The 19,529-nt window shown below is 56.5% G+C and carries 11 protein-coding genes and 1 CRISPR repeat array; of the genes, 8 read left to right on the top strand and 3 right to left on the bottom strand.

Annotated features, from left to right (window positions below; genetic code table 11):
• Positions 1–2: 2 nt before the first annotated feature.
• From AMR74_RS15685 to AMR74_RS15665, 7 genes are all read left to right on the top strand, one after another.
• Positions 3–2,690: a CRISPR-associated endonuclease Cas3'' gene (locus tag AMR74_RS15685; RefSeq protein WP_053772989.1), complete on the top strand. Its 2,688-nt coding sequence runs from the start codon at positions 3–5 to the stop codon at positions 2,688–2,690.
• Positions 2,687–3,232, top strand: coding sequence for a CRISPR-associated protein Cas4 (cas4, locus tag AMR74_RS15680; RefSeq protein ID WP_053772988.1), 546 nt, complete (start codon positions 2,687–2,689; stop codon positions 3,230–3,232). The genes AMR74_RS15685 and cas4 overlap by 4 nt, the downstream gene beginning before the upstream one ends.
• A 2-nt stretch (positions 3,233–3,234) precedes the next feature.
• Positions 3,235–4,227: a type I-B CRISPR-associated endonuclease Cas1b gene (gene cas1b, locus AMR74_RS15675; protein WP_053772987.1), complete on the top strand. Its 993-nt coding sequence runs from the start codon at positions 3,235–3,237 to the stop codon at positions 4,225–4,227.
• The gene (cas2, locus tag AMR74_RS15670; RefSeq protein WP_053772986.1) at positions 4,228–4,488 is read left to right on the top strand and encodes a CRISPR-associated endonuclease Cas2; all 261 of its coding nucleotides are present in this window, start codon (positions 4,228–4,230) and stop codon (positions 4,486–4,488) included.
• A 101-nt stretch (positions 4,489–4,589) separates the two neighbouring features.
• A CRISPR array of direct repeats spans positions 4,590–10,266; the repeat unit is 30 nt; unit sequence GTTTCAGACGTACCCTCGTGGGGTTGAAGC.
• 226 nt (positions 10,267–10,492) lie between these two features.
• Positions 10,493–10,894 carry a hypothetical protein gene (locus tag AMR74_RS18745; protein WP_139043029.1) on the top strand — a complete coding sequence of 134 codons (402 nt, stop codon included), beginning with the start codon at positions 10,493–10,495 and terminating at the stop codon, positions 10,892–10,894.
• Positions 10,891–12,276, top strand: coding sequence for a hypothetical protein (locus tag AMR74_RS18740; protein WP_139043028.1), 1,386 nt, complete (start codon positions 10,891–10,893; stop codon positions 12,274–12,276). The genes AMR74_RS18745 and AMR74_RS18740 overlap by 4 nt, the downstream gene beginning before the upstream one ends.
• 280 nt (positions 12,277–12,556) lie before the next feature.
• Entirely contained in the window at positions 12,557–13,294 is a 738-nt protein-coding gene (locus AMR74_RS15665; protein ID WP_053772985.1) for a recombinase family protein, read from the top strand.
• A 1,060-nt stretch (positions 13,295–14,354) separates the two neighbouring features.
• Here the strand turns inward: AMR74_RS15665 and AMR74_RS17835 are convergent.
• Complete coding sequence (locus tag AMR74_RS17835; RefSeq protein ID WP_077152396.1) at positions 14,355–14,768, bottom strand: type IV pilin; 414 nt, start codon at positions 14,766–14,768, stop codon at positions 14,355–14,357.
• Between the two features lie 251 nt (positions 14,769–15,019).
• Between AMR74_RS17835 and AMR74_RS17830 the strand changes: the two genes are divergently transcribed.
• Positions 15,020–15,787 (top strand): hypothetical protein, encoded by a 768-nt coding sequence (locus AMR74_RS17830; RefSeq protein ID WP_077152395.1) that lies wholly within the window; start codon positions 15,020–15,022, stop codon positions 15,785–15,787.
• A gap of 376 nt (positions 15,788–16,163) precedes the next feature.
• On the opposite strand, the gene AMR74_RS15660 is transcribed toward AMR74_RS17830, so the two are convergent.
• Together AMR74_RS15660 and AMR74_RS17825 are read right to left on the bottom strand one after the other, a co-directional pair.
• On the bottom strand, positions 16,164–18,662 hold the full coding sequence (locus tag AMR74_RS15660; protein ID WP_053772984.1) for a hybrid sensor histidine kinase/response regulator: 2,499 nt from the start codon (positions 18,660–18,662) through the stop codon (positions 16,164–16,166).
• A gap of 505 nt (positions 18,663–19,167) precedes the next feature.
• Positions 19,168–19,518 (bottom strand): type II toxin-antitoxin system PemK/MazF family toxin, encoded by a 351-nt coding sequence (locus tag AMR74_RS17825; RefSeq protein ID WP_077152394.1) that lies wholly within the window; start codon positions 19,516–19,518, stop codon positions 19,168–19,170.
• Positions 19,519–19,529: the final 11 nt, after the last annotated feature.

The following is a 19,529-nucleotide window of genomic DNA, read 5'->3' as shown; positions in this document are numbered from 1 at the left end:
TCATGGTCGATTTCACCGACCGACCGTCACACATCGGACCAGACGGGGAACAGATCCCACTCGAAGAACATCTCGACGACGTCCGCGAGCGGGCCGGATGGCTCGTCCCCGACGACGCCGAGACGCCGGAGGGGAACTCACTCTCCGAGTTGGCAGAGGTGGTGACACGAGTCCACGATTTCGGAAAGTTGACCGCGTGGTTCCGCGAGCATCTCCTTTCGGACGACGCACAGCCAGCTGGACCGAAACACCACGCCCCGATATCGGCGCTACTCGCCCACTACGCGTTAGAGGCACGCGGCTTCGACGGCACCGATCAGCTCGTCGGCTTTCTGGCCGTCGCGAGACACCACGGACGCCTCCCCGATACCGCCGACTACGTACACCGGGCGAGCGTCGAGCAGTCCGGGCGGATACAGACACTCTACCGGTCCGACGCGCTCGAACAGGCAGCACACATCGACGAGACGGTTCCTGAACTCGCTGAGGCACTCGTCGACCAAGCGACGGGCGGTGCTGGAGACTGGGAAACGTTCCACGAACGGCTCGCCGATTCCGATGCAGCCATTGAGCTCCCGTGGGTCGCGGAAGCCGTTTGTAGCGGCCGGCGGCTTCGCCCCGCACCGGAGAAACTTCCTCCTGGCTTCTACGAGTCAGTTCTACAGGTCTGGAGTGCGCTCGTTTTCGCCGACAAGGCGAGCGCGACGCACCTATCGACCGGAATCGAAATCGGCCGGGAGGCCTACCGGTCGCCGACCCCTAGGCGGCTAGAAATCGACGCGTACATCGACGAACTCCAGACTGGGAATGCTGAGACAGAGCTGGACCCGCGCACGGAACAGATGAACGAGCGGCGCGAGGACGCTCGACAGGAGGTTCACGCTTGCGCCGAAGAGTTCGTCGACGACACTCGGAACGTCGCGACGCTGACGCTCCCGACAGGCATGGGGAAGACACTCACGGGGCTGGACGCCGCCTTAACAGTGCTCGGGAGGAGTGAGATGGCGTCGAACCCAAACGAGGGGCGCCTCGTCTATGCACTGCCATACACGTCCATTATCGATCAGGTGGCTGAACAGAGCCGCGAACTGTTCGGGACCGGTGAGAGAGGCGAACAGCTCACCGTCGACCACCACCTTGCGGATACCCTCGTCTCGCCCCCGGACGAGCCCGAATCAGTTGCCGACGACGCCGTCGAGAACGTCGCCGCCCTCCTCGGCGAGAGCTGGCGGTCGGGGATGGTCGTGACGACGTTCGTCCAGCTGTTCGAGAGTCTGGCCGGGCCGACAAACGCCCGCTCGATGAAGCTCCCCTCGCTGTACGGGAGCGTGGTAGTTCTTGACGAACCGCAGGCGCTGCCGCTCGAGTGGTGGCCGCTTGTAGACCGGCTGGTCGAAATGTTGACCGAGGAGTACGGTGCGTCGGTGATCGCCATGACGGCCACTCAGCCCGAACTCCTGTCTGCGGGCGACCGAGAGCCGTTCTCCCTTATCGCGGATCCTGATCCATACTACGACGAGCTGGACCGGCTTGACTTCGTGCTTCACCCGTCCGCGATCGCGATGCTTCCCGGGCAGGACAGTGAAGAGAGCGACACGATCGACGACGACGCGGAGTCAGCAGCACTCTCCTACGACCGAGCCGGCGACCTCGTCGCGACCCGGGCCGACGACCGTAAATCGGTGTTGGCGATCTGCAACACAATCGACAGCGCACGCGAGCTCGCCGAGTCGGTGGACGACAGAACGGCACCGCTGGACGTCAACGAGGTGTACGACGAACTGCTCACCGCCGCGGATCGATCAACCAAATCGATACGCTCCGAGCGGACGCTTGCCGATGCAGTCCGTCGACGACGACCGGGGCAGCCGCTGTTGGTTCACCTCACGACACGCCACCGTCCGTGTGACCGACGTCACCTCATCGACGTGGCGTCCGACCTCGCAGAAGCGGGTGAATCAGTGCTGTTCGTCTCCACCCAGCTGGTCGAGGCGGGCGTCGACGTGAGCTTCGACGAGGTTATCCGTGATTTCGCACCGATGGACAGCCTCGTACAGGCTGCGGGTCGATGTAACCGGTCATACGACCGCAACCGTGGGCGCGTAACGGTCTGGCAGCTCGCGCCGCCGCCGAACCGCGAGACAACGCCCGCTAGCGCGGTCTACGGTCGAGGAGAGAGTCTCACCAAATTGACTGGCCAAGCGCTGGCAACGGTCTACGACGGTGACCCGATGTCCGAGCCAGACGTTACTCGAAACGCCGTCGAACACTACTTCGACCTGCTCGATGGGCGTGACGTCGGTACCGACGAGTATGTGGAGTATCTTGAGCGGGCAGAAGCCGAACAGCTCGGGCGACTCTCGCTCATCGACGAGCGGCCCGCCGTCGACGTGATCGTGACGAGAACGGCCGATGAGCGTGAGACCGTCGAAGAGATCCGGCGAGCGTTCGGCGAGTACCGGTGGGACGACTTGGACGACCTCGTCGAGTCGACCGGGGACTGGCAGGTCTCCGTTCCCGTCTACCCCGGCGACGACGACACGATGGAGAAGCTTGCTACATGCGAGCCGCTGTTCCCCGACACCGACCGGCTGGTGCTTGACGGGCGCCCGGGTCGGCATGGCGGCTACTTCGACGCCACCGATGGCGTCGTCATCCCTGACACGAGCGTGGAGGCACGTCTACTGTGAGCGATCCCGTCTCTCGGCTAGTGGCCACGGCACAGGGTGATGCCGTCGACAACCCGTTTCGCGTCACTGGCGTGATGATGCAGTACTACCACGTCTGTGAACGCGAGCTCTGGTTCGAGAGCCGGAACGTGGAAATCGACCGGGAGAACACAAGCGTTGCCCGAGGGACTCGCGTCGATGAGTCCTCCTACGGCGAACGTTCTCAGGAGAACCTTCGACTCGGAATGATCGCTCTCGACCTACTTGAAGACGGTCGGGTGGTGGAGGTGAAACCCTCATCGACGTTGACGGAGCCAGCGCGAATGCAGCTCTCGTACTACCTCTGGTACCTCGATCGGGTATTAGGCGTCGAACGTGAGGGGGTGTTGGCACACCCGACTGAGCGTCGACGGGAGGCCGTTTCCCTCGACGACGACCGATGCGACAAAGTCGAATCGGCAATCCGAGGGATTCACGCGATCGTGACCGCGGACAGTCCGCCGGAAGCCACTGAGAAACCGTACTGCGAGTCGTGTGCCTATCACGACTTCTGTTGGGTCTGATAATGGATAAGAACTACCACATCTTTTCGGACGGCCGCATCGAACGGAGCGAGGATACAGTTCGGCTGGAGACCGATGATGGCGAGAAAAAACATATCCCGGTCGAACACGCTGAGGCGATATATCTACACGGACAGATCGACTACAACACGCGGCTGATGTCGTTTCTCAATGAACACGGTGTTGCTGTCCATGTCTTCGGATGGAACGATCGCTACGCGGGGTCACTGATGCCCGAACGCGGGCAGACAAGTGGTCGAACCGTCGTCGAACAGGTCCGGGCGTACGACGATCCCGAACAGCGGCAGTCTCTCGCTGCCTCGTTCGTCCGTGGGAGTATCCACAACATGCGAACGAACGTCACGTACTACGACAGTCGAGAGTACGAGCTCGGGGGCGTAATCGAGGAGTTGGACAACGCGACTGCGCGTATCGACGACGCTGGCGATATCTCCGAACTCATGGGTGTGGAAGCGACGGCCCGGAGAGCGTACTACCAGACGTTTGAGGCGGTTCTTCCCGACTCGTTCACGTTCGACGGCCGAGAGTACAATCCACCACCGAATCCGGTGAACGCGCTCATTTCGTTCGGGAACAGTATGGTGTACGCAAACTGTGTCTCCGCAATCCGTGCTACCGCACTTGACCCGACCATCAGCTATCTCCACGAGCCGGGAGAACGGCGCTACTCCCTTTCGCTGGATATTGCCGACATTTTCAAACCAGTGCTAACGGATCGGCTGCTGTTCAGACTAGTCAACCGTAAGCAGATCAGCCGAGACGATTTCCGAGACGAGGTTGGCTCCTGTCTACTTAACGAGGAAGGCCGAACGACGTTTCTGAAGGAGTTTGAGGAGACACTCGAGCGAACAGTCGAGCACCCGACGCTGAACCGGAAGGTGAGTTATCAGTATTTGCTTCGCTTGGAGGTATACAAGCTCAAAAAGCACTTGTTAACCGGCGAATCCTATGATTCGTTCAAGCGGTGGTGGTAGATGTACGTCATCGTCGTCTACGACATGGAGGCTGACAGGACCCATCTGATGCTGAAGCTCTGTCGCCGATATCTTGTTCACGTCCAGAACTCAGTACTGGAAGGGGAAATCTCGGAGGGAGATCTAGCGACACTGAAGGGGGAGATTGAAGATCTCCTTCAGGAGGGAGAATCAGTCATGGTCTACGAACTCTCTTCGGACCGGCTATTGAACCGTACCGTGTACGGGGACGACCCGACCGAAGATAGTCGGTTCCTCTAGCTGATGTCGACCCCCAGGGGGTTTGGGGGGGATTGCGGGTCGACGGAAATGATGAAGTGTATTCCACTGGTAGAGGTGATGTGGTGGACAAAATCACCATGGTTTCAGACGTACCCTCGTGGGGTTGAAGCGAGCCGCGCGATCGCGTCGCCGACCCCGTCACCGTGTTTCAGACGTACCCTCGTGGGGTTGAAGCCCAGCGCGAGTAGCTGTCCGGGCTATTTTCGGACTGGGTTTCAGACGTACCCTCGTGGGGTTGAAGCTCGGCGATCTCTTTGGAGGTCGCCGGGAGGTAGCTGTTTCAGACGTACCCTCGTGGGGTTGAAGCGTCTTGCCCCCGAGGCTACGGATGAACCCCGGGAGCGTTTCAGACGTACCCTCGTGGGGTTGAAGCCGCATGAACTCAAACAGCACCTCCGACCGGTCAGTGGTTTCAGACGTACCCTCGTGGGGTTGAAGCGCTGCCTGGAGGTCCGACTTACGCGTGTGAATCGGCGTTTCAGACGTACCCTCGTGGGGTTGAAGCTCCTGGGACGGCAACGCAGCCAACTTCGAGATACAGGTTTCAGACGTACCCTCGTGGGGTTGAAGCGCGTACACCCGGTGAGCGTCGGCCCCGGTCGCGTTGTTTCAGACGTACCCTCGTGGGGTTGAAGCGACGACGCCCCGGAGTGGGCGAAGGAACTGCGGGAGTTTCAGACGTACCCTCGTGGGGTTGAAGCCTCGACGAGACCGACAGCGAGCCCGACGAGTGACGTGTTTCAGACGTACCCTCGTGGGGTTGAAGCTACGAGATCGCGTCGGCGAACGTCGAACCGGTCCATGTTTCAGACGTACCCTCGTGGGGTTGAAGCGTCGACAAGAAGACGGGCGACGTCGCCGAGGACGCGTTTCAGACGTACCCTCGTGGGGTTGAAGCTACCAGGAGGTCCAGGACACGGCGATGATGCTCGAGGTTTCAGACGTACCCTCGTGGGGTTGAAGCTCCTGGGACGGCAACGCAGCCAACTTCGAGATACAGGTTTCAGACGTACCCTCGTGGGGTTGAAGCGCGCTCTGCGCTGGCCCCTGCCGCGCCGGTCGCCCGGTTTCAGACGTACCCTCGTGGGGTTGAAGCGAATCCGGCGTCGAGACTGACGACCCGCAGGTCGCCGTTTCAGACGTACCCTCGTGGGGTTGAAGCGGGCGGATCGATTATCCCTACGTACAGGTGCTGCCGTTTCAGACGTACCCTCGTGGGGTTGAAGCGGAGAGATGATGGATCTCTTGACTACCAAGCGGCAAGTTTCAGACGTACCCTCGTGGGGTTGAAGCGTCGGGGACCACGATCGGCGTCGGCACGCTCGACAAGTTTCAGACGTACCCTCGTGGGGTTGAAGCACCTGTAGTTCGATCTCACCGTCGCTCATGTTATAGGTTTCAGACGTACCCTCGTGGGGTTGAAGCGAGCAGTACTTCGGATCTTCACCAGATCGGTCGTAGTTTCAGACGTACCCTCGTGGGGTTGAAGCCCCGCGCCGCCGAGGACGTCGCCAGCGCCGGAGCCGGTTTCAGACGTACCCTCGTGGGGTTGAAGCACCGACAACGGCGGCGCAGACTCGTTCGAGGTAGAGGTTTCAGACGTACCCTCGTGGGGTTGAAGCTCTGTCGGGTACTGGTAGCCGACCGCGCTGTCGGTCGGTTTCAGACGTACCCTCGTGGGGTTGAAGCGCCCGCACGCCGTCGCGAGTCGTCCACGGGTCGTCGTTTCAGACGTACCCTCGTGGGGTTGAAGCCCCGACCTCGAGCCGATACCGCTCGCCGTCGCGGAGGTTTCAGACGTACCCTCGTGGGGTTGAAGCCTCTATCGAGGCCCACAGACCGGTTTGCGATCAGACGTTTCAGACGTACCCTCGTGGGGTTGAAGCGAGATCCAGAGTATCGACGAGACGGCATCGGAGGTCTCGTTTCAGACGTACCCTCGTGGGGTTGAAGCGAGTCGGCACCAACCTGTACGCCGTACGTCGAGGTTTCAGACGTACCCTCGTGGGGTTGAAGCTCTGGGAGCTTTTCGGCGAGCTCGTCGAGCCCGACGTGTTTCAGACGTACCCTCGTGGGGTTGAAGCTTCTCGTTGCCCGTAGTCCGCTGCTCGAGGTGGAGGTTTCAGACGTACCCTCGTGGGGTTGAAGCCTCGATGCGGGCGCCGGAAGCGACCAGTTCCAGCTCGTTTCAGACGTACCCTCGTGGGGTTGAAGCGGCCTCCCACTGCGGCTCGCCGAGCTCATCGACAAGGGTTTCAGACGTACCCTCGTGGGGTTGAAGCGGATCATCGACACGGGACTTTATCACCCGCCTCCGCGTTTCAGACGTACCCTCGTGGGGTTGAAGCGGCTAGAGTCTCGACATCGTGGAGGAGCGGCTCACCGTTTCAGACGTACCCTCGTGGGGTTGAAGCATGCCACACGTCGCCGTCGGCGTGATGGCGGTGAAGGGTTTCAGACGTACCCTCGTGGGGTTGAAGCGCCCGGCGCGGGGTGTCACGGCGACGAGCCGCGCGGGTTTCAGACGTACCCTCGTGGGGTTGAAGCTCGGGGCGTACTGGCGCGCTCAGGGGACGCGCCGTTTCAGACGTACCCTCGTGGGGTTGAAGCGTCGAGTGGGCCGAGGAGAAGGACGAGCAGTACGAGTTTCAGACGTACCCTCGTGGGGTTGAAGCGGCATACAGCGTCGTTGCGCCTGTCGCGGTTTAGTCGGTTTCAGACGTACCCTCGTGGGGTTGAAGCACCACCTCTGGTGCCGGGTTCGATAACGAGATCGCGGTTTCAGACGTACCCTCGTGGGGTTGAAGCTCTCCGACCGGATGGCGAGTCCGGCGAGTACGATCGTTTCAGACGTACCCTCGTGGGGTTGAAGCCACAAGAAGATAGAACACCGCCGGGCGGCCGGCGACGTTTCAGACGTACCCTCGTGGGGTTGAAGCGAGGTACACGTCGTCGGCGTCGTATTCGTCGCCGGGTTTCAGACGTACCCTCGTGGGGTTGAAGCGACGTGTTCGTCGCCGACCGACAAGCGACCATCCGGTTTCAGACGTACCCTCGTGGGGTTGAAGCGAGAGTAACGCATAGCGGCGTGTCGTGTCGCCCGTCGTTTCAGACGTACCCTCGTGGGGTTGAAGCTACCTCTTCAGGTCGGAGTTTGCGGTCATTGACCATGTTTCAGACGTACCCTCGTGGGGTTGAAGCTTCGAGGATGGTTTCGAGAGTGGCGACCTGTCGGCGGTTTCAGACGTACCCTCGTGGGGTTGAAGCTAATGGGTTCGATAGTGGCAACACTATTTCGCAATTGTTTCAGACGTACCCTCGTGGGGTTGAAGCTCCGAAGTGGTCGACGTTACCACATTGACAATAGGTTTCAGACGTACCCTCGTGGGGTTGAAGCGGGATGTGTCTTTGCCGACTCAAGTTTGATACCGGTTTCAGACGTACCCTCGTGGGGTTGAAGCGCGCGGACGATCGCCGTTTCCCGCGCCTGTTCAGGTTTCAGACGTACCCTCGTGGGGTTGAAGCCGCCCACTCGACAAGTTCAGACGGCTCAAAGTAGCCCGTTTCAGACGTACCCTCGTGGGGTTGAAGCTCGAAGCTGACCTCGCCCGGTACTTTCCCGATCTGCTGTTTCAGACGTACCCTCGTGGGGTTGAAGCTCATAATGCTCGGTACACCACTTACACAAGTCAAGTTTCAGACGTACCCTCGTGGGGTTGAAGCCCCGGCGCGTTCACTTCGACTCTGTGCGTAGCCTTGTTTCAGACGTACCCTCGTGGGGTTGAAGCATTTCTCGGGGCAGTTGGGTAGGTGACTCGGCAGCGTTTCAGACGTACCCTCGTGGGGTTGAAGCGTGGTCCTCCTGCTGTCGTTCGGCATGGCCAACGACGTTTCAGACGTACCCTCGTGGGGTTGAAGCGGCGCGAGCACGCAGGATATCATCGCCCGACTGCGTGTTTCAGACGTACCCTCGTGGGGTTGAAGCGGCCGGCGGACGCGCGTTTGGTGCCACTGGGAACGATGTTTCAGACGTACCCTCGTGGGGTTGAAGCTCGCGGCTCGCAGCGTCGATGTCGGCTACTGTCTCGTTTCAGACGTACCCTCGTGGGGTTGAAGCGTCGCTCAGCTCGACATTGAGGTGCCGCTCCCGTTGTTTCAGACGTACCCTCGTGGGGTTGAAGCGGATCATCGACACGGGACTTTATCACCCGCCTCCGCCGTTTCAGACGTACCCTCGTGGGGTTGAAGCCCCTCGCCGAGCGGGCTGACAGCGACGGCGCAGGAGTTTCAGACGTACCCTCGTGGGGTTGAAGCGGCGTCAGCCTCGCCGAGCTCGAGGAGCGCTACGGCGTTTCAGACGTACCCTCGTGGGGTTGAAGCGACCCCACGCGTCTCAGACCAGAGGACGTAGCGGTTTCAGACGTACCCTCGTGGGGTTGAAGCTCCATGCGGTCCGTAGAGTACCGGCTCAACGAGAGGTTTCAGACGTACCCTCGTGGGGTTGAAGCCTGGAGGGTCCGGCGCTCGGTCCGCGACAGGGTGACGTTTCAGACGTACCCTCGTGGGGTTGAAGCTCGGTGCGGTCCGCCGCCACGCTCGAGCGGAGATTGTTTCAGACGTACCCTCGTGGGGTTGAAGCACCCCCCGCTTCATCCCGCGCTTCGCGACGCGGCGGATGGTTTCAGACGTACCCTCGTGGGGTTGAAGCGAAGACGTAGCTCAAGTGAGGGTCGAAGGCTTGCCGGTTTCAGACGTACCCTCGTGGGGTTGAAGCACCGCGACCATGACCTACGAGGCGGCGGACGGGTCGGTTTCAGACGTACCCTCGTGGGGTTGAAGCGGCGTCGACGCCGACACCGACCTCGAAGCGCGCGCGTTTCAGACGTACCCTCGTGGGGTTGAAGCTCTAGCTTTGTCCGTCGCGTCCGCCGGGAGACGGGGTTTCAGACGTACCCTCGTGGGGTTGAAGCACGCCCTCGCCCGCACTGTGTTGGTTAAGCTCGTTTCAGACGTACCCTCGTGGGGTTGAAGCATCAACTCCGATCGTATGCTGTCGTGACTGGACCGAGTTTCAGACGTACCCTCGTGGGGTTGAAGCAGGGCGAGGGCATCCTCGCGAACAACGCCGCCGGTTTCAGACGTACCCTCGTGGGGTTGAAGCGAGATCCAGAGCATCGACGAGACGGCATCAGAGGTCGTTTCAGACGTACCCTCGTGGGGTTGAAGCAAAGCTGGTCGGTACCTTCCGACCGACCTTGAGGTGTTTCAGACGTACCCTCGTGGGGTTGAAGCGTGCCTGTCGGATCCAAAACCCTCCAGATCCTGATGGTTTCAGACGTACCCTCGTGGGGTTGAAGCCCGTCAGTGATGGTGTCGCGCCGCTGCTCGGCGGCGGTTTCAGACGTACCCTCGTGGGGTTGAAGCTCGTCGAACGTCACCGCGATGCGAGCGTGACCGCTCGTTTCAGACGTACCCTCGTGGGGTTGAAGCGGCCCGGCGCCGGTCCCGCCGACTGACATAGACGGTTTCAGACGTACCCTCGTGGGGTTGAAGCACCCTGATCGCAGTCGGCGTCGGCGTAGTCATGACGCCGCGTTTCAGACGTACCCTCGTGGGGTTGAAGCGACGCGACGGAGCGGCCGAACCCTTCGAGGCGCTCGGTTTCAGACGTACCCTCGTGGGGTTGAAGCCCGGTGATCATGGAGACGAGCATCGGCGAACCGGCCGGTTTCAGACGTACCCTCGTGGGGTTGAAGCGACCAGCTCGCCAGCGACGACGGTATCGGCGCGGTTTCAGACGTACCTCGTGGCGGTGGATAGAATAATAACCTGACGACAGCACACTCACTCGGAGGTCACGTGTCTGGCAGCGGACTATACGTCAAGATAGGGGCCGCTACCCCGAAATGTAGTACTAGATTCGATTATCATGAACATCAAATTTGAATACCAGATTTAAATGCTTAGCAAATAGTGACTTGGTATGGCTGGAGTTCAAGCAGTCTTTCTCGCTATCTGCTTCCCGGTTCTTGCGATAGGACTCCACGAACTCACCCACCTCGCAGTCGCTCGGATTACCTGCCCAATTTCAATTGAGCATACCTCATTGGTCCCGCTCCGACTTCGTCTTGATTTTGAGAGAGTGCCGGCAAAAGCCACAATTCGGATGATTGCACTTGCCCCTCTATTTGTTGGCAGCGTGGCTGCTGTCATCGCTATTCAAACCGGTATTTGGCAGCAGATTAAAACCGCTGACCCATACTATCTTCACCATCTCATGATTGCGTACTGGCTCCTCTATATCGTTCCGAGTCCTGCGGATATTCGACTAGCCATTTGGCCGTCAGCAGAAGATGCCCAGCGTGTACAGGTGAATCCACAATGAGCGACCAGTCAGGTAGCACGTCAGTGATAGACGACAACCGTGCTGTCGCGCCAGTTATCGGGGTGGTTATTCTGTTTGGATTTCTGATCCTCGCGCTGTCACTGTATCAGGTAGAGATCGTTCCACAGCAGAATGCGGAGACGGAGTTCCAACACTCCGGAGAGGTCCGTAACGATCTTGTTGAGCTCAGAGCGGGTATTCTACAAGCCGGGAGCATCGACCAGCCACAGTATCAGACGGTTCAGCTGGGCACTACCTATTCAACCCGTGTATTCACGATTAATCCTCCAGCACCAGCTGGAACCATACGAACGACAGATCCGTATCCGATCACAATTTCGAACAATAGTGGTACGCCTGAAGGAACGATAACGATACCAACGCGATTTATTGAGTATCAGCCGGGGTATAACGAGCTGGATCGTTCTCCGACGTGGTATGACGCATCCGTGCTCTACCTTGATGCTCGTGACGAGGAAGGTGGAATCGCGGTGATTGAAGATCAAGCCCTCGTCGATAACGGTGAGGTACAGATTACGGCTCTCCAAAACGAGTTTCGTCGAAGCGGGATCGGCCAAGTTACTCTCGAACTCCGCCCAGCAGAGAGTGTGATTGGTGATATCCCTGAAGGTGATCTCACTGTCACAGTTCCGACGCGGTTGAGCAATGAAGAGTACTGGGACAGCACAGATATTCCAGAGAATGAGTATAGCATTACAGAGGACGCAAACGACGACGGAATCTATAATTTGACGCTTGACACAACCACTAGCAATCTGACTGTGGATACAGTCGGCGTACAGACAGTTCCTGAGGAACCGACTCAGAACGATGCTGCACGTGTTGGTGGCGGCGAAAGTGATGGAGGCACTGAAAACGGGAATGTAGACACACTACCTGAAAGTGCTGTTGCTTATGATGATACGAACGGAAATGGTGTCTATGATGCTGATGTTGATACAGCGTATGAGAGGATCAAAAACTTCGATGATACGTCTGCTAATCTTATAATCGAAAAAGATAGCGTGGAAAACGGAAATAGAATGATCAGAGCAAACAGCGTAACGATACGAAGTGGGGTCACTGTTGAGTCCACAAATAATGATCTAACGATCGAATCAAGCGGTGGAAATATAATAGCTACTGGTGCAATACTCAGATCTGGAGATGAGTTGACACTATCTACAGATGAAGAAAATGGAGATATTGACATACAAGATGCGACTCTCAGTGGTGATGAGATAGAGGCTTCCGCTAGTGAAGATGGAATTGTCCTCGTTGACGGGGCTCGTATTGAGGAGACTGATGGGGAAGAGGGAGAAATTGAGGTGGAAGAGGGGGCCATCTCTGGCACACCAGCCTACGGTGAAGTTGATGACTAGTACCCATGCGGGCTAGTCTGATAATTGTGGCCCCAATTAACGATACACGATTCCAGCAAAATCCGCTGGGGAATTGACTGTACAATTCCTCTCTTACCGCATTGAGGTGTCTCAAAAGACAAGTTCACAGCTAATCTCAATTGTGTCGAGAAGGTACTGGTAAAAGACAACCACGAAAAGTATCTACTTTTTATATACTAACCCAGGTGAAACGGAAAGTGTGACTCACGTCGCGATATACGCCCGCGTCTCAACCGATCGTCAAGACCACGAGCGATAGATCCGCGAGCTCGAAGAGTTTGTCGCTGAAGAGCATCCCGACGCGAGTGTCGAACGGTTCGCTGATATTATTTCGGGGACCGACGCCGAGGGTGGCGCAGAGTACCGCCGACTTCGTGAAGCGATCTCCGACGGGGAAGTCGACGTCGTCGTTGTTCATGAACTGTCTCGACTCTCGCGGCTCGGTGGTGGCGAGATCCACAACTTCCTCCAACACGCTCTCGAACACGAGACGAGCGTCCGGGACCTCGAAGTCGGCCTCGACCTCGACGTCGACGACAGCATGGTCGATCAAGCGGTCACCCGGATGATCGCTGGACTCATGGGCGACCTCGCTCGGATTGAACAGACACAGAAGGTCCGCCGAATCCAATCGGGAGTTGACGCTGCTCAGGGGGCCGGTAAATGGACTGGCCGGCCGCCGACCGGGTTCGAGGTCGCTGATGGTCATCTCCGAGTTGATTCCGAGGAGTACCTTCGAGTTCGCGCCGGCATAGAACGGGTCGCCGCCGGAGAATCGATCGCCGATGTTGCCGACGACGTCGGTGTCGCCGCGAGTACACTCCGAGAGCTGTATAATGACCGCGCGGAGCTATATCTCCGCGGCGAAGCCGATGACAACCGCGTTGACGCCGCCCTCGAGGATGTCCGCCCGCTGAGTGAGCCGGCTGCCGAGCCCGCCGAGGACCTCAATAAGCGACTCAGACAGCTCGAACAGAAGGTTAAAAATCTCAACTGAACGCAGTCAACAATAGATCTATCTGATTAATGTTAGTTGGGAAGTACAAGATACAGAGGTTGTAGTCAGCAAATGGGATTCATCTGTTCTGAGTTCCAATTCTAGCAGGAGGCTGGCGACAACGGTACGTTCCCATAACTTACCTGTGTAGCGGGTCAACCCAAACCTAGCCATAACATGCCTCCAGCAGATTCCTCTCAGCAACAGACGGAAGACTCCCTTAGTCATCCGCCTATCCCGTGTGATGCGTGCGAGTCTGCTCTCCACGCCACAGGTGGTCACACGGTGTCTTTCCTTCTCTTGGATCAACTCACCCTCCCTGTTGTTGGCTGTGATGAACATCTTGAGCAGTTCACCTCGATTTCTGGGTTCACGACCGAGAACACAACTAAACTAGTAGACCATTGGCCAGCCGGTGGTATCAACTGTCCCAGTTGCCACCTCGCACGACATAGTCCAGACCACCCCGTGATCCCCGTACAGGATGGAGCAGTTGCTATTCTTACCTGTCCAGAACATCAAGCAGAGATCGTTGATCGGTACTACACAGGCCTTGAGACGCAACAGCAGCTTACTGCTTCCCTCGATACCCTCTAGTAGCCCCAACAGATTCCAATTCACACGGCCCTGCTGAGACTCTCAAAAACACTTCCCGAAAAATAGTGAAACAGTGGCATCTATTTTGGAATTGATAGGTAGAGGTGTGTAAGACTTAGAGGATCATCCGTCTTTAGTTAATACTCTCAGTAATGCTGTCTTGGCTCGAGTTCTGTTCGAATTCTGCCGATCTACTCCCGCTACGGCGAGAAATTCGTGTTTCTAGAGTCGGTTTATTGCTTGATTTCAGTGGATACAATGGTTGGCTCGGTTGATCAGTATGATTCAATACCATCGGGCATATTTCTAACTAAGTATATTACTAACAAGCTTAACTAAATACGAATGCTACAGAGCCGTATATTTGAATGGTTGTTTACCCCACTTAATATCAGTACTGGTAGGTTTTCCGTCGTCTTGAGCTGTCATCTCAACCGATGAAAAAAATAACCGTGGGATCGATTTACTGAACTTTGAACGATCGGAGAAGGCTCTCTTCTCCATCTGGCCCAACTGCAATTATAGTAACTGATCCACCTTCGTCGAAATCCGGCGAACCTGAGTCACTACCGAGGCTGACAGATTCTCCAACATTGCTTATAGTTTCATTAGCGTCACTGCCACCAGCATCAGGGCTGAATGAAACTCTTACATCCTCAGCGGTTCCTTTGTTAGCCAAAGTAACTGTCGCATCCGTGGTATTTTCACCTTCAACGGTGACTCCGGCAGTGACTGAGTTACCAATACTGTCGCCAAGTCCGAGGACGAACGTCCCGATCACAGCCGCCAAAATTACAGTTATTGCGACCATGAGTATAACCCCTATAACGGGACTGACGGCCCGTTCACTATCTTGGAATGCTGTTTTGATGTTCATGATTTCGTTGTGTCGCCAACGGAACAGATACGAAGGTTAACGACACCGGGGTACAGAATACTAGGTGCCTTGTGAGGCCCTACATCGTGTAGACCCGAGGTGGTAGGATGACCTTCCATCCTGCCGTTACCTTCAGTTCGCCCGTCGGTATGCTCTAATGTATGTGAGGTGCGGATATAAACACTCTGATCAGGGTATCAAATGTGAAAATGTCTCACAAGATGTATCGCTCAGGATGTTAATACATAGGTATGGAACCGACGGCACGCTCAATAGCGCGAACCTACTCCGACCGGGAGTATGCCGATCCGTGGGAGAAGGTCGAAGACTACCAGCGTGTCCAGGCATATGCTGCTGAGCACCCGAAGGCTGGCCGGACTGCAGTCGGGACCGCGCTTGAACTTCCAGCTGGGCGAGTTCGGCCATGGCTCAATGGAGGAAAACCTGACTCAGTCCATGGAATTGACACAGCAAGCGCTAACGGCTGGCTTGATCCTAGCTCCAAAATGGCGGGCGCACTCGTCGAGGTGCTCGCTCACATCCTCGCGGGTGGGAGTATCAACGAAACATTTGTGCCTGCAATTACACTCGGGCGTCGGGTTGATCGTGAGGCGATTGAAGCGGCATTCACAGCAGTCGGTGTTGACGCACACTGTCGCAATCTGGACAGTGACCAGCGTGCGACTGAACTGTACCCGGCAACAGACGCCTCGGTACTTGGACGGTGTCTCGTCGCGATGGGTGCTCCGCATGGTGTAAAGACGGCTCTTGACTCTGTTCCGGCGGTCGTCTGGGAGAGTTCTGAATCGCTCCGGCGACGGTTTGTCGAAATATATGTGGCACATCGTGGCGCATACTTCGAAACGAAGGCGACAACACGCATTCAAGAAGAGCGTCCAAAATCCTATATGGCAGATCTACACGAACTCATCGACGAATCTGTTTCTAGCCCTGTCTCACGTGGGGAGCAGGGGATCACTATTTCAGCAGAAGCCGCCCGCGAACTTGGTCTCACATGACTGGTATGAGTGTTTAGCTGCTGACTTGGTCGGTTGGTTTCCTTTCGAGATTATTACACTCGCCACAGGATTGGTAATGAGTATAACTATCTCGGATCGTGGTACTTTCGGTCCCTGTTCACTAAGTATCTACTCACTGGTATTATTCCCGGTACCCGCGTCCTCGTCTAATGGTTGGTCCGTGTCGACGGCACGCTTCACTCAACGATAGATCGACTGTTCTTCTGTAGGAGATTGTTGATACAGTCGTCGTAGCTGAGTGGGAACACTAACCGACTTTCTAAGCACCTCTACCGTGGACCCCCAATCTGATTCACGCACCCGCAAATTGCAAGACTACAGTCCATCAACAATGTGCTACACAAGAGTGTAACGTCTATTTATCCACGAAATTTACGTTCGTTATCTCAAACCGTGCTCCACCGTCTGTCCCGTCCGTGACGCGAATCTGCCAGTCGTGAGCATCGACAATCTGTTTGACAATATTCAGTCCGAACCCAGTTCCATTTGCCGACTGAGAGTAGCCGACCTCAAAGACAGCGTTGCGCTCGTCAAGCGGAATGCCGGCCCCATCGTCTTCAACATAGAACCCGTCGGCTAGTTCTCCGACCGTCACTGTCACCTCTGACCCACCGTGTTCAGCCGCGTTTCGAAACAGGTTCTCAAATACTTGCTTGAGACGACCACTATCTGCCCACACGGTTCGATCGACGGTAGTAATTACGCGTCCCTGTTCCATCTGAACGTTCTCCCGACACCTGTCAGCTATCGTCGCGAGATCAACCGGCTGAGTGTCAGTCACCTCTTTATTATCCCGAGCCAGAGCGAGGAGATCTTCAATTAGCGCCTCCATCCGCTCTAGTGCTCGGCGGACACTGTCGAGATGGTCGCTGTCACACTCGTCGGCCACCAAGCCGAGATGCCCGGTAGCAACGTTCAGCGGGTTCCGAAGATCGTGTGACACAACGCTGGCGAACTCCTCTAGTCTCTGTTGGCGTTCTATCCGCTGAGTAATATCCTGAAACGTGCCGCGCACACCAACGATTTTGCCATCCTCACGCCAGGGTTCTCCGCGGGTACGGACCCATCGCACCTCATCGTCAGCTGTGACGATGCGCGACTCCAAGTCGTATGGTTCCCCGTCAGTTAACACTCGCTCGACGGCATCCTGAATCGTTGTCTGATCTTCGGGATGATAGAACCCGACTGCGTTCTCGACTGTTGGTTCGAAGTCTATGTTGACGCCGTGAATCCGGTAGACTTCCTCGGTCCACCGGAGTGACCCTGTTCGGCGGTCAAGCTCCCAGCCACCGACATCTGCGACGGTTTGGGTCTGTGAAAGGAACTCGTTGGCCTGCTCAAGTTCTTGACGTTGCTGCTTGCGTGCCGTGACATCACGATATAACCATATGTTCGCTTCGCCTTCGGGCAGGGTGTAGGGCACGTAATCACGTTCCAACACGCGACCATCTGTGAGTTGGAGTTCCTCGTTTTGAGCCAACTCCCGGTGTTCAAGTCGCTCGGAAATCACTTCGATGAACGCCTCTGGATCGGTGAATCGGGGTTTAAATTCTTCAGCTGCTGTGGCGCAGTCGCGTCCAATTACTTCCTCGCTGTTGATTGGGACGCCAAGTGTCTCGCCTAACTGGTCGTTTGCCATGAGTACGTCACGTTCAGCGTCTTCAACGAGTACGCCCATCGGTAGATTTTCGACGATTGTACGAAGAACAGTATTTGTCTGCTCAAGCTCTTGTTTGCGCTCTTTACGCTCGCTGATATCACGCAAAATCCCAACTGACCCCTCGAAAGACTCCCCTTCGTAGGGTAAGACGCCCATGTGATCCTCACAGGGGATTGGCTCCCCTTTGGCGGGCTGGACCTCAATCTCGAACTGTACACTATCGGGGCCGTTCGACGAAAGAAGCCTCCCGAGGTGATCTTCCGAGCGGTCGACCACCTCCGATGATTTAATTAGTGTTGGTGACGCTCCAATAATTCTCTCACGGTCGTACCCAACTATTTCGATGAACGCGTCGTTCACGTATTCGAAGTGTCCTGTTTCATCAAGTACGTAGACCGGGTCGTTGAGAGTCTCGACAAGTGTTCGAAATTGAGTGAGTGCCATCTCCTGTTCCTGTTCCACAGAGCGATCCCGTACCGAACAGACTAGCTCACTGGTGTCCGTCTGGGCAACGGTATGATCCTCGACGAAGGTCGTCCCATCGGCCCGGAGCCCAGTCGTCTCCCCGCTCCAGTAGCCGTCTTCGGCGACAGTCGGCAAAATAACGTCCCGCACCATCGCTGTGTCGCTGTCGGGGTAGATCAGTTCCCAGTGTTTGCCCTCCATCTCGTCGGGGTCATACCCGTAGATGTCTGCGTAGGCCTGATTGACGTAGATATACTCACCGTCCTGATTAAGGATGCTAATGCCTTCTTGAGCCGTTTCAATGGCTTTGCGCTGGCGTTTGCGCTCTTTCTCCGCACGATATCGTTCGACGGCGTTTCGCAGTCGGTTCGCCAATACAGTATACTGGTCAGCTACGCGCTTTTTTTGGAGATAGTCAGTCACGCCAGCGGAGATAGCTTCACCAGCAATCTCCTCAGAGCCCTTGCCAGTAAACAGCACGAATGGCAGATCAGGAGAGTTTTTTCGGACAGATTTGAGAAACTCGATACCGTTCTGTGTAGGCATATCGTAATCAGAGACGATACAGTCGAAGTCGCCACAAGAGAGGTGTTCTAGCCCTTCACTGGCGCTCGTCGCTGTCGTGACGGTGAAGTTATCGTCCTCCCGTTTCAGAAACTCTGCAGTCAGCTCAGCGAAGTCCGGCTCGTCGTCGACGTGAAGCACGTGGATGTCCGCTTCACTATTCATGAATGAATACCATCATGGCTGGTAATAATACTATTCCAGTATCTCCAGAAATTCAGGGGGTCGCCGACATACGGCATTTCACTAGGATAGCGGCGGAAATCCGACGACGAAGCGGACACTCGCTGCCTTGGTTACGCTCGTGTGTTATATATTGATGGGCTGTAGTCTTGCGATTTGCGGTGCGTGAATCAAATTGGTACTACTCTGCTCTGGTGAATCCGCAGAAGGCGTTGGGATCGGGTCACTCTGTAGTCGGTTCAGGAGCGCTGCCGAGAGAATTCAAGAATGGAATCTTGGTAGAGAAAGAGCGGATCGAGATTACTTGATGGATCGATCCAACTCTTCGGCGGTAAAGAGCAAGATAATCTGCCCTTCAGGGATTGTGATCCCCGTGCCGTCATCGGATTCAACAGAGCAGTTTAAATGGCTCTGTTGAAATACTCAGAAGTTGATAGTTTTTCCCTCAATCGCTTAGTACAGGCGATACACTGACGGAACTTTTCGCTCAAATGCCGAGGCTATCTTTGATTGCCGAGTCGATTTTCACCATGTCTGATGACGGGACAGATCCGATATTCTTTTTCACACGTTCGTCGATGTCGACAACCCGGATTTGACTTAGATCTGCCACTGAATCGTGATTGAGGGCAGTATTCGAAGCTAGTACTTCCACCTCGAACGGGTACGTATCTCCGGACGTGTACTGCTTTGTGAATGGAGCGAGGATGGTTGTCGGTGAGTACTGATTTCCAACATCGTTCTGGATGACAACACAGGGCCGGCTCTTTCCTCGCTGCTCACTCCCTTTCGTGGGATTCAGTTCAACGATGACAATGTCGCCGCGGCGTACCTGCACACTTGACTCCG

This window comes from Halorubrum tropicale (assembly GCF_001280455.1).
In the GTDB taxonomy this organism is placed as follows: domain Archaea; phylum Halobacteriota; class Halobacteria; order Halobacteriales; family Haloferacaceae; genus Halorubrum; species Halorubrum tropicale.
The sequence above is the reverse complement of the archived record's forward strand: the minus strand, read 5'-3'. Positions and strand labels throughout refer to the sequence as shown.